This window comes from Methyloversatilis universalis EHg5, from assembly GCF_000378945.1.
Lineage (GTDB): Bacteria > Pseudomonadota > Gammaproteobacteria > Burkholderiales > Rhodocyclaceae > Methyloversatilis > Methyloversatilis universalis_A.
Genome location: NZ_KB900539.1, coordinates 3,177,909 through 3,195,146, shown reverse-complemented (window position 1 = coordinate 3,195,146; position 17,238 = coordinate 3,177,909). Strand labels below are relative to the sequence as shown.

General features: G+C 66.2%; 21 protein-coding genes. 16 read left to right on the top strand and 5 right to left on the bottom strand.

Annotated features, from left to right (window positions below; genetic code table 11):
• Window position 1: 1 nt before the first annotated feature.
• The 5 genes from METUNV2_RS0114660 to METUNV2_RS0114640 all read left to right on the top strand — a co-directional run bounded on the left by METUNV2_RS0114660 (window position 2) and on the right by METUNV2_RS0114640 (window position 4,407).
• Window positions 2-235, top strand: coding sequence for a BolA family protein (locus METUNV2_RS0114660; RefSeq protein WP_018230223.1), 234 nt, complete (start codon window positions 2-4; stop codon window positions 233-235).
• A gap of 7 nt (window positions 236-242) precedes the next feature.
• Window positions 243-1,505 (top strand): UDP-N-acetylglucosamine 1-carboxyvinyltransferase, encoded by a 1,263-nt coding sequence (gene murA / locus METUNV2_RS0114655; protein ID WP_018230222.1) that lies wholly within the window; start codon window positions 243-245, stop codon window positions 1,503-1,505.
• A 25-nt stretch (window positions 1,506-1,530) separates the two neighbouring features.
• Window positions 1,531-2,175 (top strand): ATP phosphoribosyltransferase, encoded by a 645-nt coding sequence (gene hisG / locus METUNV2_RS0114650; RefSeq protein WP_018230221.1) that lies wholly within the window; start codon window positions 1,531-1,533, stop codon window positions 2,173-2,175.
• Entirely contained in the window at window positions 2,172-3,479 is a 1,308-nt protein-coding gene (gene hisD / locus METUNV2_RS0114645) for a histidinol dehydrogenase (RefSeq protein WP_018230220.1), read from the top strand. Before hisG ends, hisD begins: the two co-directional genes overlap by 4 nt.
• A 106-nt stretch (window positions 3,480-3,585) precedes the next feature.
• Window positions 3,586-4,407 carry a DUF2189 domain-containing protein gene (locus tag METUNV2_RS0114640; RefSeq protein ID WP_018230219.1) on the top strand — a complete coding sequence of 274 codons (822 nt, stop codon included), beginning with the start codon at window positions 3,586-3,588 and terminating at the stop codon, window positions 4,405-4,407.
• Here METUNV2_RS0114640 and METUNV2_RS0114635 read toward each other — a convergent pair.
• The 3 genes from METUNV2_RS0114635 to hisC all read right to left on the bottom strand — a co-directional run bounded on the left by METUNV2_RS0114635 (window position 4,404) and on the right by hisC (window position 7,033).
• Window positions 4,404-5,138, bottom strand: coding sequence for a PEP-CTERM sorting domain-containing protein (locus METUNV2_RS0114635; RefSeq protein ID WP_232415683.1), 735 nt, complete (start codon window positions 5,136-5,138; stop codon window positions 4,404-4,406). The genes METUNV2_RS0114640 and METUNV2_RS0114635 overlap by 4 nt on opposite strands.
• 168 nt (window positions 5,139-5,306) lie before the next feature.
• Window positions 5,307-5,873 carry a hypothetical protein gene (locus METUNV2_RS0114630; protein ID WP_018230217.1) on the bottom strand — a complete coding sequence of 189 codons (567 nt, stop codon included), beginning with the start codon at window positions 5,871-5,873 and terminating at the stop codon, window positions 5,307-5,309.
• A gap of 92 nt (window positions 5,874-5,965) precedes the next feature.
• A complete protein-coding gene (gene hisC, locus METUNV2_RS0114625; RefSeq protein WP_018230216.1) occupies window positions 5,966-7,033 on the bottom strand; it encodes a histidinol-phosphate transaminase in 1,068 nt (355 codons plus the stop codon).
• A gap of 166 nt (window positions 7,034-7,199) precedes the next feature.
• Between hisC and hisB the strand changes: the two genes are divergently transcribed.
• The 10 genes from hisB (at window position 7,200) to tatC (ending at window position 12,775) form a co-directional block, all read left to right on the top strand.
• A complete protein-coding gene (hisB, locus tag METUNV2_RS0114620) occupies window positions 7,200-7,787 on the top strand; it encodes an imidazoleglycerol-phosphate dehydratase HisB (protein WP_018230215.1) in 588 nt (195 codons plus the stop codon).
• Window positions 7,788-7,829: 42 nt separating this feature from the next.
• A complete protein-coding gene (gene hisH / locus METUNV2_RS0114615; RefSeq protein WP_018230214.1) occupies window positions 7,830-8,465 on the top strand; it encodes an imidazole glycerol phosphate synthase subunit HisH in 636 nt (211 codons plus the stop codon).
• Between the two features lie 63 nt (window positions 8,466-8,528).
• Entirely contained in the window at window positions 8,529-9,275 is a 747-nt protein-coding gene (hisA, locus tag METUNV2_RS0114610) for a 1-(5-phosphoribosyl)-5-[(5-phosphoribosylamino)methylideneamino]imidazole-4-carboxamide isomerase (protein WP_018230213.1), read from the top strand.
• A gap of 33 nt (window positions 9,276-9,308) precedes the next feature.
• Window positions 9,309-10,079, top strand: coding sequence for an imidazole glycerol phosphate synthase subunit HisF (hisF, locus tag METUNV2_RS0114605; RefSeq protein WP_018230212.1), 771 nt, complete (start codon window positions 9,309-9,311; stop codon window positions 10,077-10,079).
• Complete coding sequence (gene hisI / locus METUNV2_RS0114600) at window positions 10,079-10,468, top strand: phosphoribosyl-AMP cyclohydrolase (protein WP_018230211.1); 390 nt, start codon at window positions 10,079-10,081, stop codon at window positions 10,466-10,468. The genes hisF and hisI overlap by 1 nt, the downstream gene beginning before the upstream one ends.
• A complete protein-coding gene (locus tag METUNV2_RS0114595; protein WP_008062026.1) occupies window positions 10,465-10,791 on the top strand; it encodes a phosphoribosyl-ATP diphosphatase in 327 nt (108 codons plus the stop codon). Before hisI ends, METUNV2_RS0114595 begins: the two co-directional genes overlap by 4 nt.
• A 64-nt stretch (window positions 10,792-10,855) precedes the next feature.
• Window positions 10,856-11,215 carry a histidine triad nucleotide-binding protein gene (locus METUNV2_RS0114590; protein WP_018230210.1) on the top strand — a complete coding sequence of 120 codons (360 nt, stop codon included), beginning with the start codon at window positions 10,856-10,858 and terminating at the stop codon, window positions 11,213-11,215.
• A 3-nt stretch (window positions 11,216-11,218) separates the two neighbouring features.
• Window positions 11,219-11,440 (top strand): Sec-independent protein translocase subunit TatA, encoded by a 222-nt coding sequence (gene tatA / locus METUNV2_RS0114585; RefSeq protein ID WP_008062029.1) that lies wholly within the window; start codon window positions 11,219-11,221, stop codon window positions 11,438-11,440.
• A gap of 91 nt (window positions 11,441-11,531) precedes the next feature.
• Window positions 11,532-12,023, top strand: coding sequence for a Sec-independent protein translocase protein TatB (tatB, locus tag METUNV2_RS0114580; RefSeq protein ID WP_018230209.1), 492 nt, complete (start codon window positions 11,532-11,534; stop codon window positions 12,021-12,023).
• Window positions 12,020-12,775 carry a twin-arginine translocase subunit TatC gene (gene tatC, locus METUNV2_RS0114575; protein WP_018230208.1) on the top strand — a complete coding sequence of 252 codons (756 nt, stop codon included), beginning with the start codon at window positions 12,020-12,022 and terminating at the stop codon, window positions 12,773-12,775. Before tatB ends, tatC begins: the two co-directional genes overlap by 4 nt.
• A gap of 66 nt (window positions 12,776-12,841) precedes the next feature.
• Here the strand turns inward: tatC and METUNV2_RS0114570 are convergent, their stop codons facing one another.
• A complete protein-coding gene (locus METUNV2_RS0114570) occupies window positions 12,842-14,041 on the bottom strand; it encodes a Do family serine endopeptidase (RefSeq protein ID WP_018230207.1) in 1,200 nt (399 codons plus the stop codon).
• Window positions 14,042-14,077: 36 nt separating this feature from the next.
• On the opposite strand from METUNV2_RS0114570, the gene METUNV2_RS0114565 reads away from it, so the two are divergent.
• Entirely contained in the window at window positions 14,078-14,824 is a 747-nt protein-coding gene (locus tag METUNV2_RS0114565; protein ID WP_018230206.1) for a Nif3-like dinuclear metal center hexameric protein, read from the top strand.
• A 14-nt stretch (window positions 14,825-14,838) separates the two neighbouring features.
• On the opposite strand, the gene METUNV2_RS0114560 is transcribed toward METUNV2_RS0114565, so the two are convergent.
• On the bottom strand, window positions 14,839-17,115 hold the full coding sequence (locus METUNV2_RS0114560) for a type IV pilus assembly protein FimV (protein ID WP_020493373.1): 2,277 nt from the start codon (window positions 17,113-17,115) through the stop codon (window positions 14,839-14,841).
• Window positions 17,116-17,238: the final 123 nt, after the last annotated feature.

The following is a 17,238-nucleotide window of genomic DNA, read 5'->3' as shown; positions in this document are numbered from 1 at the left end:
TATGGTCACTCCCGAAAGCATCCAGGCATCCATCACCGCAGGCATAGACTGCACCCACTGCACGGTCGTCGGTGACGGTCATCATTTCGAGGCCCTCGTGGTGGCGCAGGCTTTCGAAGGCCTGCGCAGCGTGCGCCGTCACCAGCTGGTGTATGCCGCGCTGGGCGACCGCATGCGGGAGGAAATCCACGCGCTGTCGATGAAGACGCTTACGCCGGACGAGTGGAAGGCCTGAGCGCACCATGGACAAGCTGTTGATCGAAGGTGGTCACCGCCTGTGCGGCGAGGCCGAAATGTCGGGTGCCAAGAACGCGGCGCTGCCCATTCTGTGTGCCGCGCTGCTCACCCGCGAGCCGCTCACGCTGACCAATGTGCCGCAGCTGAACGACATCGGCACCATGCTCAAGCTGCTCGCGCAGATGGGCGTGGCGGTGCAGCGTGAAGGTTCGACTGTCACGCTGGATGCGTCCGGCCTGAACAATCCGCTGGCGCCGTACGAAATGGTGAAAACCATGCGCGCCTCCATCCTGGTGCTCGGCCCGCTGGTTGCCCGTTGCGGCGAGGCCCGCGTGTCGCTGCCCGGTGGCTGCGCCATTGGTGCGCGTCCGGTGGACCAGCACATCAAGGGCCTGACCGCGATGGGCGCCGACATTTCGGTCGAGCAGGGCTATGTGGTCGCACGCACCACGCGGCTCAAGGGCGCCCGGCTGTTCACCGACATGGTGACCGTCACCGGCACCGAAAACCTGATGATGGCGGCGGTACTGGCCGACGGCGAAACCGTGATCGAGAACGCCGCGCGCGAGCCTGAGGTGGTCGATCTGGCCAACTGTCTGGTGTCCATGGGCGCACGCATTTCCGGCGCCGGCACCGATGTGATCCGCATCCAGGGCGTCGACCGTCTGCAAGGCGCCACCCACCGCATCATGCCGGACCGCATCGAAACCGGTACCTATCTGTGCGCGGCGGCGGTCACCGGCGGCGAAATCCGCCTGACCGGTACTTCGGCCGGCTATCTGGACGCGGTGATCGACAAGCTGATGGACGCCGGCTGCGACATCCGCACCGAAAAATCGCCCTCCTTCGAAGCCATCGTGCTGAAGGCGCCGGAAAAACTGAAAGCGGTATCGATCCGCACCGCGCCCTATCCGGCCTTCCCGACCGACATGCAGGCGCAGTTCATGGCGGTCAATACGGTGGCCGAAGGCACCGCGGTCATCCGCGAAACGATTTTCGAGAACCGCTTCATGCACGCGGTTGAACTGGCCCGCCTGGGCGCAGATATCCGTATCGACGGCAACACCGCGGTGGTGACCGGCGTCGCCCGCCTCGACGGCGCCACCGTCATGGCCACCGACCTGCGCGCCTCCGCCGGCCTCATCATCGCCGGCCTGGTCGCCCGCGGTGAAACGCTGATCGAACGCATCTATCATCTGGATCGTGGCTACGAACGCATCGAGCAGAAGCTCACCGCGCTCGGCGCCACCGTCCGCCGCGTGTCCTGAGGCACGCCACCGAGAAAGGCACACCGTGCAAGGCATCACCCTCGCGCTGTCCAAGGGACGCATTTTCGAAGAAACGCTGCCGCTGCTGGCGGCGGCCGGCATCGTGCCGACCGACGACCCGGAGTCGTCGCGCAAGCTCATCATCGGCACCAACCGGCCGGACGTGCGCCTGGTCATCGTGCGCGCATCCGACACGCCCACCTATGTGCAGTACGGCGCGGCCGATCTGGGCATCGCCGGCAAGGACGTGCTGCTCGAGCATGGCGGTGCCGGTCTGTACCAGCCCATCGACCTGAACATCGCGCGTTGCCGGCTGAGCGTCGCGGTGCCCAACGGTTTCGACTACGAACAGGCGGTGCGCCGCGGCGCGCGCCTGAAGGTGGCGACCAAGTATGTGCACACCGCGCGCGAACATTTCGCCGCCAAGGGCGTCCACGTCGACCTGATCAAGCTGTACGGCTCGATGGAACTGGCGCCGCTGGTCGGGCTGGCGGATGCCATCGTCGATCTGGTAAGCAGCGGCGGCACGCTGCGCGCGAACAATCTGGTCGAGGTCGAACACATCATGGACATCAGCTCGCGTCTGGTCATCAACCAGGCAGCGCTGAAGGTGAAGCACGATCTGCTCAAGCCGATTCTTGCAGCGATCGAAGGTGCGGTGAAGCAATGAGCAACACGAAAATCAGCCGGCTCGATTCCGGCGCCCCGGATTTCCTGCAGACGCTGGACGCGCTGCTCGCGTTCGAAAGCAGCACCGATGACGCGATCGAGCACGCGGTGGCCGACATCCTGCGTGACGTGCGTGCGCGCGGCGACGCCGCGGTGATCGACTGCACCCGCCGCTTCGACCGCATGGACTGCGCGTCCATGGTAGAGCTGGAACTGCCGCGCAGCGTGCTGGACGACGCCTACGCCAGCCTGAACGACGCGCAGCGCGCGGCACTGGCCGAGGCGGCCGACCGGGTCCGGCTGTACCACGAGCGCCAGAAGCAGGATTCGTGGGAGTACGCGGAAGCGGACGGTACCCGGCTGGGACAGAAAGTGACGCCGCTGGACCGCGTCGGCCTCTATGTGCCGGGCGGGCGGGCCTCCTACCCCAGTTCAGTGCTGATGAACGCGATTCCGGCCAAGGTGGCCGGCGTCAAGGAACTGATCATGGTGGTGCCGACGCCGGGCGGCGAACGCAACCCGCTGGTGCTGGCCGCAGCCGCCATCACCGGCGTGGACCGTGTGTTCACCATCGGTGGCGCACAGGCAGTGGCCGCACTGGCCTATGGCACGCAGACCATCCCGCAGGTGGACAAGATCGTCGGCCCGGGCAACGCCTATGTGGCCAGCGCCAAGCGCAGGGTGTTCGGCACCGTCGGCATCGACATGGTGGCCGGTCCGTCCGAGGTGCTGGTTATTTCCGACGGCCACGGCAATCCGGACTGGGTGGCGATGGACCTGTTCGCCCAGGCCGAGCACGACGAACTGGCGCAGTCCATCCTGTTGTGCACCGACGCCGACTTCCTCGACCGGGTGCACGCGTCCATCGACCGGCTGCTGGGCGAGATGCCGCGGCGCGACACCATCGCCATTTCGCTCGCCAACCGTGGTGCGCTGATCAAGGTGCGCGATCTGGCCGAGGCCTGCGACATCGCCAACCGGATCGCGCCCGAACACCTGGAAATCTGCACCGAAGATCCGCGCGCGCTGGTAGACAGCATCCGCCACGCCGGCGCCATGTTCCTCGGCCACTATTCGGTCGAGGCGCTGGGCGACTACTGCGCCGGCCCGAACCACGTGCTGCCGACCATGCGCAGCGCGCGCTTTTCAAGCCCCTTGGGCGTGTACGACTTCCAGAAGCGCACCTCCATCCTCGACATTTCGGAAGAGGGGGCGCAGAAACTGGGCCGCATCGCGTCGGTGCTGGCCCATGGCGAAGGCCTGCAGGCGCACGCCCGCTCGGCTGAAATGCGTCTGAAGAACTGATTTCCACAAGCGCACCGACCCGGCGTACAGTGGCGCCCGGGTCGTGTGCGGGCCAGCGCCGGTCATGCACACGTCGTTGCGATGTGTGAACCGATCAGGAGCAGGCATGCAGCAGTCCGAGCACCCGGAAGTCCCCCAGGCAGGCAGCGACGCGCTGGACCTTCCGTTTCCCGTCGTCCGTGAAGTGGGCCTGTTCGCCTGTTTCGGCTGGCTCGCTGCCGCTGTACGCGACATGCGGGCGAGTCCGGGGGGCAGTCTGTTCTACGGCAGCTGTTTCGCCTTCATGGGGCTGGTGCTGACCACGGTCTTCCGCCACGCCTACCACCTCACATCCGCGCTGGTGTGTGGCTTTCTGCTGCTCGGCCCCTTCCTGTCGCTGGGTCTGTATGACCTGTCGCGGCAGCGGGAAGCCGGAAAGTCGCCAGTGCTGGCGCACTCGCTGACCGCCGGCAGCCACAACGCCGGGGCGATCGGCGTGTTCGCGGTCATCCTCATCATCATCTTCCTGGTGTGGGCGCGCGCCTCGCTGGTGGTGTTCGCGCTGTTCTACACCACCCAGATGCCGTCAGTGGACCACTTCCTCGAACAGGTGCTCACGCTGCAGAACGCGGAATTCCTGCTGGCCTATGCGGTGGTCGGCTTCATTTTCGCGTCGCTGGTGTTCGGTGCCAGCGTGGTGGCCATTCCGCTGATGCTGGACCGGCGGCAGGACGCGGTCACCTCCATTCTGGCCAGCCTCATTTCGCTCGGGCGCAATCCGGCGCCGCTGCTGCTGTGGGCGGCCATCATCGCCTGTTTCGCGGTGGTCGGTTTCGCCACCTTCATGCTGGGTCTCATCGTGCTGATGCCGCTGGTGGGCCATGCCACCTGGCACGCCTACCGGGCGCTGATCGAACCGCTGCAGCACCCGGTGGCGGCGACCGCTTAAACCGGCAGCGCCCGGCGGCGCAGGCCGAGTACGCTCAGACCGGCCAGCAACATCCATGCGCTCGACGCCTCGGGCACCGTACTGACCACTGAAAAGGCGGTGGTGTCCGGTATCGCGTCGGCGTGGTTGCCGTCGATCGCGGCCGACCAGTTCGCCGCATTGTTCAGTGCGCTGCGGTAGCCGGACATGCTGGCCTGGCCGCTGTGCGGACCCGAGTAATAGGCATAGTCGGTGCTGGCCGGCAGGACCAGCGCGTTGATGCCGGCGGACAACCCGGCGTTGGCAAGCGCCGTGGCCGCCGCCGACGCGCTTTCAGACGACACCGCCGCGAGAAAGGTCTGGGGTGCGGATACGCTGCTGCCGACATAGGCGAACAGCGTGTCGCCGCTGCTGCTCAGGCCGGCGTTGCCGCTGGTGCTGAGGCTGCCGATGCTGACCGAACGCGCGGCCTGATCGATGTCGCTGAAGCGGATCACGGTGCCGGCTGCGATGATCGAGGCGCCGGTGTTCCAGGTGTGCATGCCTTCCGCACTGCCGAAGCCGCTGCCGTTCCAGTTGCTGTCACTGAAATAGATCGTGCTGCCGGCGGCCAGATCGGTCAGGGCCACGATGGCCCAGCCATCCTCATCGGCATTGAACGCGCTGAACGCGATATCGCCGGCCATCAGTGCGTGGGCGCCCGGTGCAGCCAGGCACAGCGACGCGATGCACAGCATTCTTGCTGAAGACATGAACACCTCCTCCTGTGGGTTGCGCCGTTCCGAACGGAACGGTCGCGAGGGTGGTGTGTCTCCGGCAGCGGTGAAACCGCTTCGGTCTGTCGTGATTGTGATGTGTGCGAGGCCACCCGCCATCAATCTATGACAGCGGCCCAAATTATTCAAATGGAATATTCTGCGTCAGCGCAAAGCCAGGCCGGTCCAGCCCTGGCGTCGCAGGCAGTCGTACAGGCCGCGGGTGACGGTGCCGGCGGTCGTGTCCGGTGCATGGGCATCGCCCAGCGTGCTCAGGCACTGTTTCTGATCGGCGATCAGATCGTCGGCGCCGGCGCCCATCTTCGACCACATGGCGATGCGCAGACGGGACAGCGGGTCTCGCGGTGCGGTGGCTGCGGGCGTGACTGTTTGCGGACGGCTATCGGCGGGGGCGCCAGGGGCGACAGCCGCCGCATTCGCGGTGGCGCCAGCCGGGGTTGCGGGGCTGGCGGTCGAGACCGCTTCGGCCGCGTCACCGTCGTCGACCGGCACCAGCGCGATCTGCGACAGTTCGTCGGTCGAGCGGGTCCACCACCCGCGGGCTTCCATGCACTGCAGAAAGGCGGTGCGCTCCGCGGTGGTGCCGAGACAGGCGCGTTCATCGCCCTTGTAGTCGCTGCCGCCCGCCCCCTGCTTGAAGGACACGCTGGTGCAGGCGGACAGCAGGAGGACGCCCAGCAGGGCGGGCAGTGCGGTGCGGGATCGAAGCATGGCGGGCCGGGTGACGGATGACGATGCATCCGGCGCAGCAAGAAGCGATCCACGGCCGGGCGGCGTTACGCCGCCCGCTCAATCGGGGTGGTTCAGACCAGTTCCTGCAATGCCTCGACCAGCGCGTCGCACTGCGGGTTGGTGCCCACCGTGATGCGCAGGAACTGGTCGATGCGCGGAGCGCGGAAGTGGCGCACCAGAATGCGCCGCTCGCGCAGCCCGGCGGACAGCGTGGCCGCGTCGTGCTGCGGATGGCGTACGAACAGGAAGTTGGCGGCGGACGGCAGCACCTCGAAGCCGAGGCTGGCCAGTTCGCCAGCCAGCCGTTCGCGGCTGGCCATCACCCGGCGCCGGGTCTGGTCGAACCACTCGCGGTCGCGTACCGCGGCGGTGGCGCCTACCAGCGCCAAACGGTCCAGCGGATAGGAGTTGAAACTGTCCTTCACCCGGCTCAGGCCTTCGATCAGTGCCGGCTGGCCGACCGCGAAGCCGACCCGCAGGCCGGCCAGCGAGCGCGACTTCGACAGCGTCTGCGTCACCAGCACATTCGGATGGGCGTCGATCAGCGCGACCGCCGACTCGCCGCCGAAGTCGATATAGGCCTCGTCGATCACCACCGGCGCATCCGGCAGCGCGGCGGCCAGGCGCGCGATGTCGGCCAGCGGCAGCAGGCGGCCGGTGGGCGCGTTCGGATTGGGGAAGATGACGGCACCGGGCTGGCGCTCGATGTAGTCATCGACACGGATGGCAAACCGGTCGTCCAGCGGCACGCGTTCGAAGGCGATGCCGTACAGCCCGCAATAGACCGGGTAGAAGCTGTAAGTGATGTCCGGGAACAGCAGCGGCCGCTCGTGCTTCAGCAGGCCGATGAAGGTATGGGCCAGTACCTCGTCCGAACTGTTGCCGACGAACACCCGGTCGGTCGCGATGCCGAAATGGTCGGCCACCGCTTCGCGCAGCATCAGCCCGGTCGGTTCCGGGTAGAGCTTGAGCCGGTCGCCATCCACGCCCAGTTCGGCCTGCATGGCGGCCACCGCGTGCGGGCTGGGCGGGTAGGGGTTCTCGTTGGTGTTCAGCTTGATCAGACCGTCGATCTTCGGCTGCTCGCCCGGCGTGTAGGGCGAGAGGGTGTGGACGACGGGGCTCCAGAACTGGCTCATGGCGGTGCGGGAAGGCGAACGGGGTTGATTCGTTGAAGGATGCGCTGTCAGCGCCGGCCGGCAATGGCCGCAGCAAGTCGATGTTATCATCCGGCCATCCTCCGCTTCGGTCCGTGGCCGGGCCGGATCACCGAATCACCCTTCTGCATCTTCTTCGTTCCCTTTCATGCGGCAAGCCGACATCACGCGCAACACTCTGGAAACCCAGATCACGGTGCGCATCAATCTCGACGGTACCGGTCAGGGCAAGCTCGACACCGGCGTACCCTTCCTCGACCACATGCTGGACCAGATCGTCCGCCACGGCCTGTTCGATCTCGACGTGCAGGCCAAGGGTGACCTGCATATCGACGCGCACCATACGGTGGAAGACGTGGGCATCACGCTGGGCCAGGCCTATGCGAAGGCGCTTGGCGACAAGAAGGGCCTGCGCCGCTACGGCCACGCCTACGTGCCGCTGGACGAGGCGCTGTCGCGCGTGGTGGTGGACCTGTCCGGTCGTCCCGGCCTGGAATTCAATGTCGAGTTCACCCGTGCCCGCATCGGCGATTTCGACGTGGACCTGACGCGCGAGTTCTTCCAGGGCTTCGTCAATCACGCGCTCTGCACGCTGCACATTGACAATCTGCGCGGCATCAACGCCCATCACCAGTGCGAAACCGTGTTCAAGGCCTTTGCCCGCGCACTGCGCGCCGCCACCGAGCGCGACGAGCGTGCGGCTGGCCAGATGCCGTCGACCAAGGGTTCGCTCTGATCCGCTCCGGATTCATCCTTTACCGCTGATTTTCGCCGTCTCATGACTCGCGTTGCCATCATCGACTACGGCATGGGCAATCTGCGTTCGGTCGCCAAGGCGATTGAACACGTAGCCCCCGACGCCGAAGTCATCGTCAGCAGCGACCCTTCGGTGGTCGCCGCTGCCGACCGCGTCGTTTTCCCCGGTCAGGGCGCCATGCCCGACTGTACCCGCGAGCTGGATGCGCGCGGCCTGCGTTCGGTCGTGCTCGACGCGGCTGCCCGCAAGCCCTTCCTGGGCATCTGCATCGGTCTGCAGATGCTGTTCGAACACAGCGAAGAAGGCGATGTGCCCGGGCTTGGCCTGTTCGCGGGCGAGGTGAAGCGTTTCGCTGACCCGGTCGATCCGGTCAGCGGCACACGGCTCAAGGTGCCGCACATGGGCTGGAACGGTGTGAAGCAGACCCGCGCCCATCCGATGTGGGCCGGCATTCCGGACGACGAGCGCTTCTATTTCGTGCACAGCTATTACGTGCGCCCGTCGGATGCGACGCTTGCCGTGGGCGAAACCGGCTACGGCGCAGCCTTTACCAGTGCGGTAGCCCGCGATAATATTTTTGCGGTGCAGTTCCACCCGGAAAAGAGCGCGCAAGCGGGCTTGCGCCTGCTTTCCAACTTCATCGGCTGGATCCCCTGATTACACGGGCCTGACGCTGCCGTCCGGCTCTTCCTTTCCTTCACCCCTGACACGACTCGCGCCATGCTGCTCATTCCCGCCATCGACCTCAAGGACGGCCACTGCGTACGCCTGAAGCAAGGTGATATGGATGTGGTGACCGTATTTTCGGAAGACCCGGCTGCCATGGCCCGCCACTGGCTCGACGCCGGTGCCCGCCGCCTGCACCTCGTCGACCTCAATGGTGCCGTGGCCGGCAAGCCGAAGAACGAGGCCGCGATCAAGGCCATCGTGAAAGAGCTGGGCGACGAAATCCCGATCCAGCTCGGCGGCGGCATCCGCGACCTCGACACCATCGAACGCTATCTCGACGACGGCATCAGCTACGTCATCATCGGCACCGCGGCGGTCAAGAGCCCCGGCTTCGTGCATGACGCCTGTGGTGCCTTTCCTGGCCACATCATCGTCGGCCTCGATGCCAAGGACGGCAAGGTGGCGGTCGACGGCTGGTCCAAGATGACCGGCCACGACGTGATCGACCTGGCCAAGAAGTTCGAGGACCAGGGCGTCGAAGCCATCGTCTATACCGACATCGGTCGCGACGGCATGCTGAGCGGCGTGAACATCGACGCGACGGTGAAGCTGGCCCAGGCGCTGCGCATTCCGGTCATCGCCTCCGGTGGCGTCACCAATCTGGATGACATCCGCGGCCTGTGCGCGGTCGAGGATGAAGGCGTGATCGGCGCCATCACCGGCCGTGCCATCTACGAAGGCACGCTGGACTTCGCTGCGGCCCAGGCGGAAGCCGACCGGCTCAACGGCAAGGGCTGAACCACTTTTGCTCGCGCTCGGCGCGGAACACACATGCTAGCCAAGCGCATCATTCCCTGTCTGGACGTCAACGCCGGCCGCGTGGTCAAGGGCGTTAATTTCGTGTCGCTGAAGGACGCTGGCGACCCGGTCGAGATCGCCCGTCGCTACGACGAGCAGGGCGCGGACGAACTGACCTTTCTCGACATCACCGCCAGCTCCGACGCGCGCGACATCATCCTGCACGTGGTGCAGCAGGTGGCCGAGCAGGTGTTCATTCCGCTCACCGTCGGTGGTGGCGTGCGCACCGTGGACGATGTGCGCCGGCTGCTCAATGCCGGTGCCGACAAGGTGAGCATGAACACCGCCGCGATCACCGATCCGGAGCTGGTGGCTCGCGCTTCCGGCAAGGTCGGCTCGCAGGCCATCGTGGTCGCGATCGACGCCAAGCGGGTCGATGACCGTGACGGCCAGCCGCGCTGGGAAGTGTTTACCCACGGCGGTCGCAAGGCCACCGGCCTTGATGCCATCGAATGGGCGCAGCGGGTGGCGGCGCTGGGCGCCGGCGAAATCCTGCTCACCAGCATGGACCGGGACGGCACCAAGAGCGGTTTCGACCTCGCGCTCACGCGCGCGGTGTCTGATGCGGTGCCCATTCCGGTCATCGCGTCGGGTGGCGTCGGCAACCTCGACCATCTGGTCGATGGCGTGCTTGAAGGCGGCGCCGACGCGGTGCTGGCGGCCAGCATCTTCCACTTCGGCGAGCACACGGTGCGCGAAGCCAAGGAGCGCATGAAGGCGCGCGGCATCGAGGTCCGTCTGTGATGAGCATGCCGGACTGGATCAAGGACATCGCCTGGGACGACAACGGTCTGCTGCCGGTCATCGTGCAGGAAGCATCGACCGGCGACGTGCTCATGTTCGCCTGGATGAACCGTGACGCACTGGCGCGCACCGCAGAACTGCGCGAGGCGGTGTTCTGGTCGCGCTCGCGCCGCAAGCTGTGGCACAAGGGCGAGGAATCCGGCCACACGCAGAAGGTGCTGGACATCCGGCTCGACTGCGACCGCGACGTGCTGCTGCTCAAGGTCGAACAGACCGGCGGCATCGCCTGCCACACCGGCCGCCACAGCTGCTTCTTCCATTCGCTCACCGATGGCCACTGGGATGAGGTCGACCCGGTCATCAAGAACCCGGACGACATCTACAAATGATCGATATCGAAGTGCTGCGCCGCGTTGCGCAGACCATTGCCGAGCGCAAGGGTGCCGACCCGTCGTCGAGCTACGTGTCCTCGCTGTTCCACAAGGGCACCGACGCGATCTGCAAAAAGGTGGCGGAAGAGGCGGCTGAAACCATCATGGCGTCCAAGGACGGCGACGTCGGCCACGTGGTGCGCGAGGTGTGCGATCTGTGGTTCCACTCCATGGTGCTGCTGGCCCATCACGGCCTGACCGTGGAAGACGTGCTGCACGAGTTCCGCCGCCGCGAGGGCATTTCCGGCATCGACGAGAAGCGTTCGCGCACCGGGGGCTGAGGTCCGCTCGCAATACGGTAATACGCGTATTTGAAACTTTCGGCCTCAGGGACAGACTGACACCATGCACGACCCCAACTGCATCTTCTGCAAGATCATCGAAGGCAAGATTCCGTCGCGCAAGCTGTACGAGGACGACCTGATCTACGCCTTCCACGACATCAATCCGCAGGCGCCGGTGCACTTCCTGATCATTCCGAAGGCGCATGTCGCGACGCTCTACGATGCCGACGGCAGCCATGAAGCCATCCTTGGCCGCATGCTGGCGAAGGCCGGTGAGCTGGCCCGCGCAGCGGGCGCGGGTGACGGTTTCCGCACCATCATCAACTGCGGAAAGGTGGGTCGGCAGGAGGTGTATCATCTTCACATGCATGTTCTGGGCGGTGACCACCCGCTGCCGCCCATGATCGTTTCCGAGAGGTAATCCATGGGTTCGCTCAGCATCACGCACTGGCTCATCGTGCTCGTCATCGTGCTTCTCGTGTTCGGCACCAAGAAGCTGCGCAACATCGGCTCCGATCTCGGCGGCGCGGTGAAGGGTTTCAAGGAAGGCATGAAGGGCGCTGAATCCGGTGCTCCGTCCGACCAGCCGACCCAGAGCGTCGGTCACACGATAGACGTGAAGGCCGAAGAGAAGGTCAAGTCCTGACCGGCAGAGCCGCGATCTTCGCGGCTCGCGCCGCGATTCCGTCCACGCAGGTCAGGCCGCGGTCTGACCTGCGCATCACGCCTCCCGTCCCATGTTCGACATCGGTTTCTCCGAACTTTTCGTAATCGGCGTCGTGGCGCTGCTGGTGCTCGGTCCCGAGCGCCTGCCGCGTGTCGCGCGTACTGCCGGCCATCTGCTGGGCCGCCTGCAGCGCTATGTCAGCGATGTGAAGGCGGACATTTCGCGTGAAATGCAGCTTGAGGAACTGCGCAAGCTGCAGGCCCAGGTCGAGCAGCAAGTGCGTGATGTCGAGCGTCAGGCCAGTGAGGCGGTGTCCACCGCGAACAAGGAAGTGGATGGTCTGAGCGATCAGATGAAGGCGGCCATGGCCGAGCAGGAAAAGTACGCGGCCATCGAGCAGCAGGCTGCCGAGCAGGACCTCTCCGCTGCGTCGCCTGACGTGCCGCAGGAGGTGGTCGCAGCATCTGCCCGCCCGCAGCCCGAATCCGCCCAGCTGTCCCTCGACATTCCGCTGCCCGAAGCCACACCGGCAACGCCGGCCGCCCCGGCCGACAAGACATGAGCGAGCAGACCGAAAGCTTCATTTCCCATCTGGTTGAACTGCGCGACCGCCTGCTGCGCGCGGTGGCCGCCATCGTCATCGTGTTCATCTGCCTGATGCCGTGGGCGGCTGATATCTACGACATGCTGGCCCGTCCGCTGATGATCGCGCTGCCGGAAGGCACCAAGATGATTGCCACCGGCGTGGTGACGCCCTTCTTCGTGCCGATCAAGGTGACCATGATGGTGGCCTTCCTGATCGCGCTGCCCTATGTGCTCTATCAGGCCTGGGCCTTCGTTGCGCCCGGCCTGTATGCGCACGAAAAGCGGCTTGGCCTGCCGCTCATCATCGCCAGTACAGTGCTGTTCGTGCTCGGCATGGCCTTCTGCTACACCTTCGTGTTCGGCGTGGTATTTCACTTCATCGCCGAATTCGCACCGAAGAGCATCACCCCGGCGCCGGATATCGAGCAGTACCTCAGCTTCGTACTCACCATGTTCACCGCCTTCGGCGTCACTTTCGAGGTGCCGGTGGTCGTGATCGTGCTGGTGCGCTTCGGCCTGGTCACCATCGAAAAGCTGAAGGAAGCCCGTCCTTACGTCATCGTTGGTGCCTTCGTGGTGGCGGCAGTGGTCACGCCGCCCGATGTGGTGTCCCAGCTGATGCTGGCGATTCCGCTGTGCCTGCTGTACGAACTGGGCATTCTGGCCGCCCGTTTCATCGGTGGCCCGGTGTCGCGGCGCGACAGCGATACATCGGATACCGCAGCCTGAACGGCTGTTCCGTGAGCAGGGCGGTCGGCTGACCGCCCGCCGCTCATTCCGCTCACGTCATCCAGGTCATTCGCGGTTCTTGGCAGCCACGCCGTTGAGCGGGCGCTTGCCCACGGTGACCGCGATGTCCCGCTCGCCGCCGCTGCGATACAGCTTCAGCGTGGCCTGCTGACCCGGCACCAGGGCCGCGATCAGCTGCAGCATGCCCGACGCGTCCTTCACCTTGCGGCCTTCCACCTCCAGCAGCACGTCGCCCGGGCGCACGCCGCCGCGATCGGCCGGGCTGCCGCGCATCACGCCGGCGATCAGCGCTCCGCCGGTCAGCGGGTACTTGAAGCTTTCCGCCAGCTCGGGCGTCAGTTCCTGCACCTCGACGCCGACCCAGCCGCGGGTGACCGAGCCGCTGGCGACGATCTGTTCCATCACGCTGCGCGCGGTGCTGGCCGGGATCGCGAAACCGATACCCAGCGAACCGCCGCTGCGTGAATAGATGGCGGTATTGATGCCGACCAGATTGCCGTTGGCGTCGACCAGCGCGCCGCCTGAATTGCCCGGATTGATGGCGGCGTCGGTCTGGATGAAGTTCTCGAAGGTGTTGATGCCCAGCTGCGAACGGCCGAGCGCTGACACGATGCCCATGGTGACGGTCTGGCCCACGTCGAAGGGGTTGCCGATGGCCAGCACCACATCGCCGATGCGCAGGCTGTCGCTGCCGGCGAAGCTGACCGCCGGCAGCTTGCCCGGCGCCTTCACCCGCAGCACCGCCAGATCGGATTCCGGGTCGCTGCCGATCAGTACCGCCGGATACTTGCCGCCATCGTTCAGCGACACCTCGATCTCGTCCGCCGCCTCTACCACATGGTTATTGGTCAGCACCACGCCGTCCTCGCTGACGATGACGCCGGAACCCAGACCCATCTGGCGCTGCGGCTGATTGCCCAGGCGATCGCCGAAGAAGTGGCGGAATACCGGATCGTTCATCAGCGGATGCTGCGGCGTGCGCACCGCCTTGGTGGTGAAGACGTGCACCACCGACGGCAGGGCCTTCTGAGCCGCATCGGAATAGCTCACCACCTTGGCCGCCTCGACCCGGGTGGTGACCGGCGGAGGCGCGGGCAGCAGATGTTCTATCGACGGCAGCGGGCTACCGCCGGACGGGGTGCCGTTGCGCACCGGCAGCCATTCGGGCTTCAGCGTGACCACGACGAACAGCACGGCCAGAGCGGCAGTGACCGATTGAGCAAAGACCAGCCACAGACGCTGCATAATTCGGGAGCCAGAACGGGGAAAAAGTGATCGGGAATGGACAGAAAGCAGCTGCAACGACATCTGGATGACCTGCTGGAAGCCGCGCGCTTCAAGGATTATTGCCCAAACGGCCTGCAAGTGGAAGGCGCGCCCGAGGTGCATAAGGTGGTGTGCGGCGTGACCGCCAGCCAGGCGCTGATCGAAGCTGCCATAGAGCGCGGTGCCCAGGCACTGCTGGTACATCACGGCTGGTTCTGGCGCGGTGAGGACGGCCGCATCACTGGCATGAAGAGGGCCAGACTGGCCCGGCTGCTGGCGCACGATATCAATCTGTTCGCCTACCACCTGCCGCTGGATGCGCACGCCGAACTGGGCAACAACGCCCAGCTGGGCCGCGTACTCGGCCTGACGCCCACCGGCGTGGCCGGCGATCAGGGGCTGCTGTGGCTGGGTGAAACCGCGCAGCCTGTGCCGGCGTCAGTGCTGGCGCAGCAGGTCGGTGCCGCACTGGGGCGCGAAGCGCTGCTGGTGGGCGATACCGCGCGTAGCGTACGCCGGGTGGCCTGGTGCACCGGCGGTGCCCAGGGCTATTTCGAGCAGGCGATCGCCGAAGGGGTTGATCTGTATCTGTCCGGCGAGATTTCGGAACAGACCACGCATCTGGCGCGCGAATCCGGCGTGCCTTACATCGCGGCCGGCCACCACGCGACCGAGCGCTACGGCGTGCGCGCGCTCGGCGCACATGTCGCCGCGCAGTTCGGTCTGCAGGTGGATTTCGTCGATATCGACAACCCGGCCTGACGCGCGCCGGCGCGTCAGAGCAGGGCGAGGCGGGACGCGCTGGTGTTGGTGAGCGGCGGGTTGGCGATCAGCCATTCCAGCATGCTCTTGAGCAGCAGGATGTCGTCGATCACGCCCAGCGGAAAGCCGATGCGGGTGCCGGCGCGATTGTCGCGCAGCAGTTCGGTCAGGTAATCGAGGCAGTCCTGACCCGGCCAGGTCGCATTGACCCGGGCCATGATGTGGGCGAACTGTTCCACCGATTCCGAAGTGATCGGGCCGGTGAACTCTTCCCACTGCGGCACTTTCACATTGAAGGCCCGGTTCAGCTTGGGCGCCAGATCGTCGTACTCGCCGCGGCGTCCGCCCTTGTGATACAGGTCGAGCAGCTTGAGCCAGGGCACGAGCGACTCCTTCGGGTAGTCGCGCAGGAAATCGGACAAGGTCTGGGCGGCGCCTTCGGCGCGGCCGAAGGACATCATGATCTCCGCCAGTTCCAGCACGTGTTCGTGCGAGGGCGCCTCTTCCTCATTGGCCGACTGGGCGGACTGGTCGATCGGAATGCTGGCCTGACTGCTCACCAGACGCGGGCCTTGTGCCGGCGCGGTATCGCCGGCGCTGCCGGTTGAACTGGCGCTGCCGACGAATGTATCGAATTCCAGATCCAGCCGTGCCGGTGCGCTTGTCGCCGCGCCGCCGACGTCGCTGTCGGTACCCAGTTCGAAATCCACGCTGGATACAGCGGCCGGCGTGAATTCAAGGTCCGGCACCGTGGCGCTCACGGACGGCGGCTCGGCCGCCGGCGTGTCAGGCGGCGGCGCCGCGATGGCCATGTTTTCCATGTGCTCAGCCGGCGCCTCGCCAGGGAAGTGCTCGATCGAAGCCACTTCGTCGACCGCATTTGAGTGCGAGCTGACCGTCGCGGTGTTCGTCGGTGCGGGCGGCGGAGTCAGCTGGACCGCGGGCGTGAAAGGGCTGGTGCGGGCGGCTTCTGTGCGGGCGCCGGGAAACGGCGTCCTGGCCTCGAAGGAGGGCTCGTCGTCACCCTGTGCGTATGCGTTGTCGGCCGCGCGCTGTTCGCGGCGGCGTGTCGTCTGCTGCTGTTCGGCCAGACGCGCTTCAAGCTCCTGCTGGCGCCGCGCCCGTGCTTCAGCCAGGCGGGCGGTCCGGCGACGCCAGAGCATGCCTCCGCCCAGCACTGCGCCGGCGGCGGCCAGTCCCAGCCCCGCCACCATCCAGTCCACGCCGCCGGTCTGCACCACCGGTTCTTCCTGGGGAGCACTGTCCGGCGGCAGTTTGGTGACGATCTTGGCGGGTTCGTTGGTCAGGCCGGGCGCGGGCGGTGGCGGCTCTGCTGCGGGCGCGTTTGCTTCCGGTGTCGGTGGTGCGGCGGGTTCGGCCGGAGGGGTAGAGGTGTCTGCCGTGGTCGGAGCCTGCTCTGCGGCAGGTGCTGCCGTGGGCGTGGCCTGAACTGGCGGAGGTGCTGCGGCAGCCGGGGCGCGGGTGGCGTCGAGCACTGCACCGCTGCGGTCCAGCTGTTTCTGCAGTTCGGTCAGACGGGCTTCGAGGTGCTTCACCTTGTCTGCGATCGCCAGATGAGTGGCGATCTGCTCGTCCAGCGCGGCCAGCAGCTTCTGCTCGCTGCGCAGCGCTTCCCGCTGTGCTTCGGTGGCTTCGGGCCGGTTGCCCATGCCGCCGGACATCTTCAGTGCGCCGCTGTCCAGACCGGGGGCCACGAACAGGCGGTCGCCGCTGCCGTCACTGCGTTTCGGTTTCGCCTTGCGGGCAGGGCGTGCCGGTTCGGCCTGAGCGGATTGTGCTGCGGCCTCGTCCGTACGGGCGCTTGCCTCTGCCCGTGGCGTGCGCGCGGCGCCGGCCGGACGCGCTGCGTCGGCCGGCGTCGCAGCGGCAAGCGGCGTGGCGGCGACCGCTGCTTCTTCCGGTGCCGAGCCTTCGGGTTGCAGCAGCACGGTGTAGTCACGGGATACTTCGAAGCCGCAGCCCACCCTCAGGCCAACCATCAGGATGGGTTCGTTGACTGCGGTGCTGCTGATGTACAGCGTGTGGCCCTGAATGCGGATGCGGCCGCTGCCCAGCCACGGGAGATCGTCTGCGCCTATCGACGGCGGTGTGCCCACCGAGAAGCATGTGCTGGCAGGAGTGCTTTCGCCGCTGCCGATCAGCGATACCTCGGCCCGGAACGGTTCTCCCAGCGCAGAACGTACGCGCAGGCCACCGAGCCCGAGTGCCTGGGCATCAGTAGCCTGAAGGCCGATGGCGAGCAGGGCGGCGGCCAGCAGCGTCGGACGCATGCGGGCACGCGAGCGTCTGAGCGTTCGTGCGTGCGCGGTGCCTAGCGTGTGCAATTGATGAAACTCCGAGCCGGTGAGCAATAGGCGATACCCGATTGTGGGTTCTTTCGGCCTGCAAAGGGG

What these genes read in the sequence shown, in the direction of transcription:
- METUNV2_RS0114660 (WP_018230223.1), top strand. Translation starts at nt 2, where the DNA reads ATGGTCACTCCCGAAAGCATCCAGGCATCCATCACCGCAGGCATAGAC.
- murA (WP_018230222.1), top strand. Translation starts at nt 243, where the DNA reads ATGGACAAGCTGTTGATCGAAGGTGGTCACCGCCTGTGCGGCGAGGCC.
- hisD (WP_018230220.1), top strand. Translation starts at nt 2,172, where the DNA reads ATGAGCAACACGAAAATCAGCCGGCTCGATTCCGGCGCCCCGGATTTC.
- METUNV2_RS0114640 (WP_018230219.1), top strand. Translation starts at nt 3,586, where the DNA reads ATGCAGCAGTCCGAGCACCCGGAAGTCCCCCAGGCAGGCAGCGACGCG.
- METUNV2_RS0114635 (WP_232415683.1), bottom strand. Translation starts at nt 5,138, where the DNA reads ATGTCTTCAGCAAGAATGCTGTGCATCGCGTCGCTGTGCCTGGCTGCA.
- METUNV2_RS0114630 (WP_018230217.1), bottom strand. Translation starts at nt 5,873, where the DNA reads ATGCTTCGATCCCGCACCGCACTGCCCGCCCTGCTGGGCGTCCTCCTG.
- hisC (WP_018230216.1), bottom strand. Translation starts at nt 7,033, where the DNA reads ATGAGCCAGTTCTGGAGCCCCGTCGTCCACACCCTCTCGCCCTACACG.
- hisB (WP_018230215.1), top strand. Translation starts at nt 7,200, where the DNA reads ATGCGGCAAGCCGACATCACGCGCAACACTCTGGAAACCCAGATCACG.
- hisH (WP_018230214.1), top strand. Translation starts at nt 7,830, where the DNA reads ATGACTCGCGTTGCCATCATCGACTACGGCATGGGCAATCTGCGTTCG.
- hisA (WP_018230213.1), top strand. Translation starts at nt 8,529, where the DNA reads ATGCTGCTCATTCCCGCCATCGACCTCAAGGACGGCCACTGCGTACGC.
- hisF (WP_018230212.1), top strand. Translation starts at nt 9,309, where the DNA reads ATGCTAGCCAAGCGCATCATTCCCTGTCTGGACGTCAACGCCGGCCGC.
- hisI (WP_018230211.1), top strand. Translation starts at nt 10,079, where the DNA reads ATGAGCATGCCGGACTGGATCAAGGACATCGCCTGGGACGACAACGGT.
- METUNV2_RS0114595 (WP_008062026.1), top strand. Translation starts at nt 10,465, where the DNA reads ATGATCGATATCGAAGTGCTGCGCCGCGTTGCGCAGACCATTGCCGAG.
- METUNV2_RS0114590 (WP_018230210.1), top strand. Translation starts at nt 10,856, where the DNA reads ATGCACGACCCCAACTGCATCTTCTGCAAGATCATCGAAGGCAAGATT.
- tatA (WP_008062029.1), top strand. Translation starts at nt 11,219, where the DNA reads ATGGGTTCGCTCAGCATCACGCACTGGCTCATCGTGCTCGTCATCGTG.
- tatB (WP_018230209.1), top strand. Translation starts at nt 11,532, where the DNA reads ATGTTCGACATCGGTTTCTCCGAACTTTTCGTAATCGGCGTCGTGGCG.
- tatC (WP_018230208.1), top strand. Translation starts at nt 12,020, where the DNA reads ATGAGCGAGCAGACCGAAAGCTTCATTTCCCATCTGGTTGAACTGCGC.
- METUNV2_RS0114570 (WP_018230207.1), bottom strand. Translation starts at nt 14,041, where the DNA reads ATGCAGCGTCTGTGGCTGGTCTTTGCTCAATCGGTCACTGCCGCTCTG.
- METUNV2_RS0114565 (WP_018230206.1), top strand. Translation starts at nt 14,078, where the DNA reads ATGGACAGAAAGCAGCTGCAACGACATCTGGATGACCTGCTGGAAGCC.
- METUNV2_RS0114560 (WP_020493373.1), bottom strand. Translation starts at nt 17,115, where the DNA reads ATGCGTCCGACGCTGCTGGCCGCCGCCCTGCTCGCCATCGGCCTTCAG.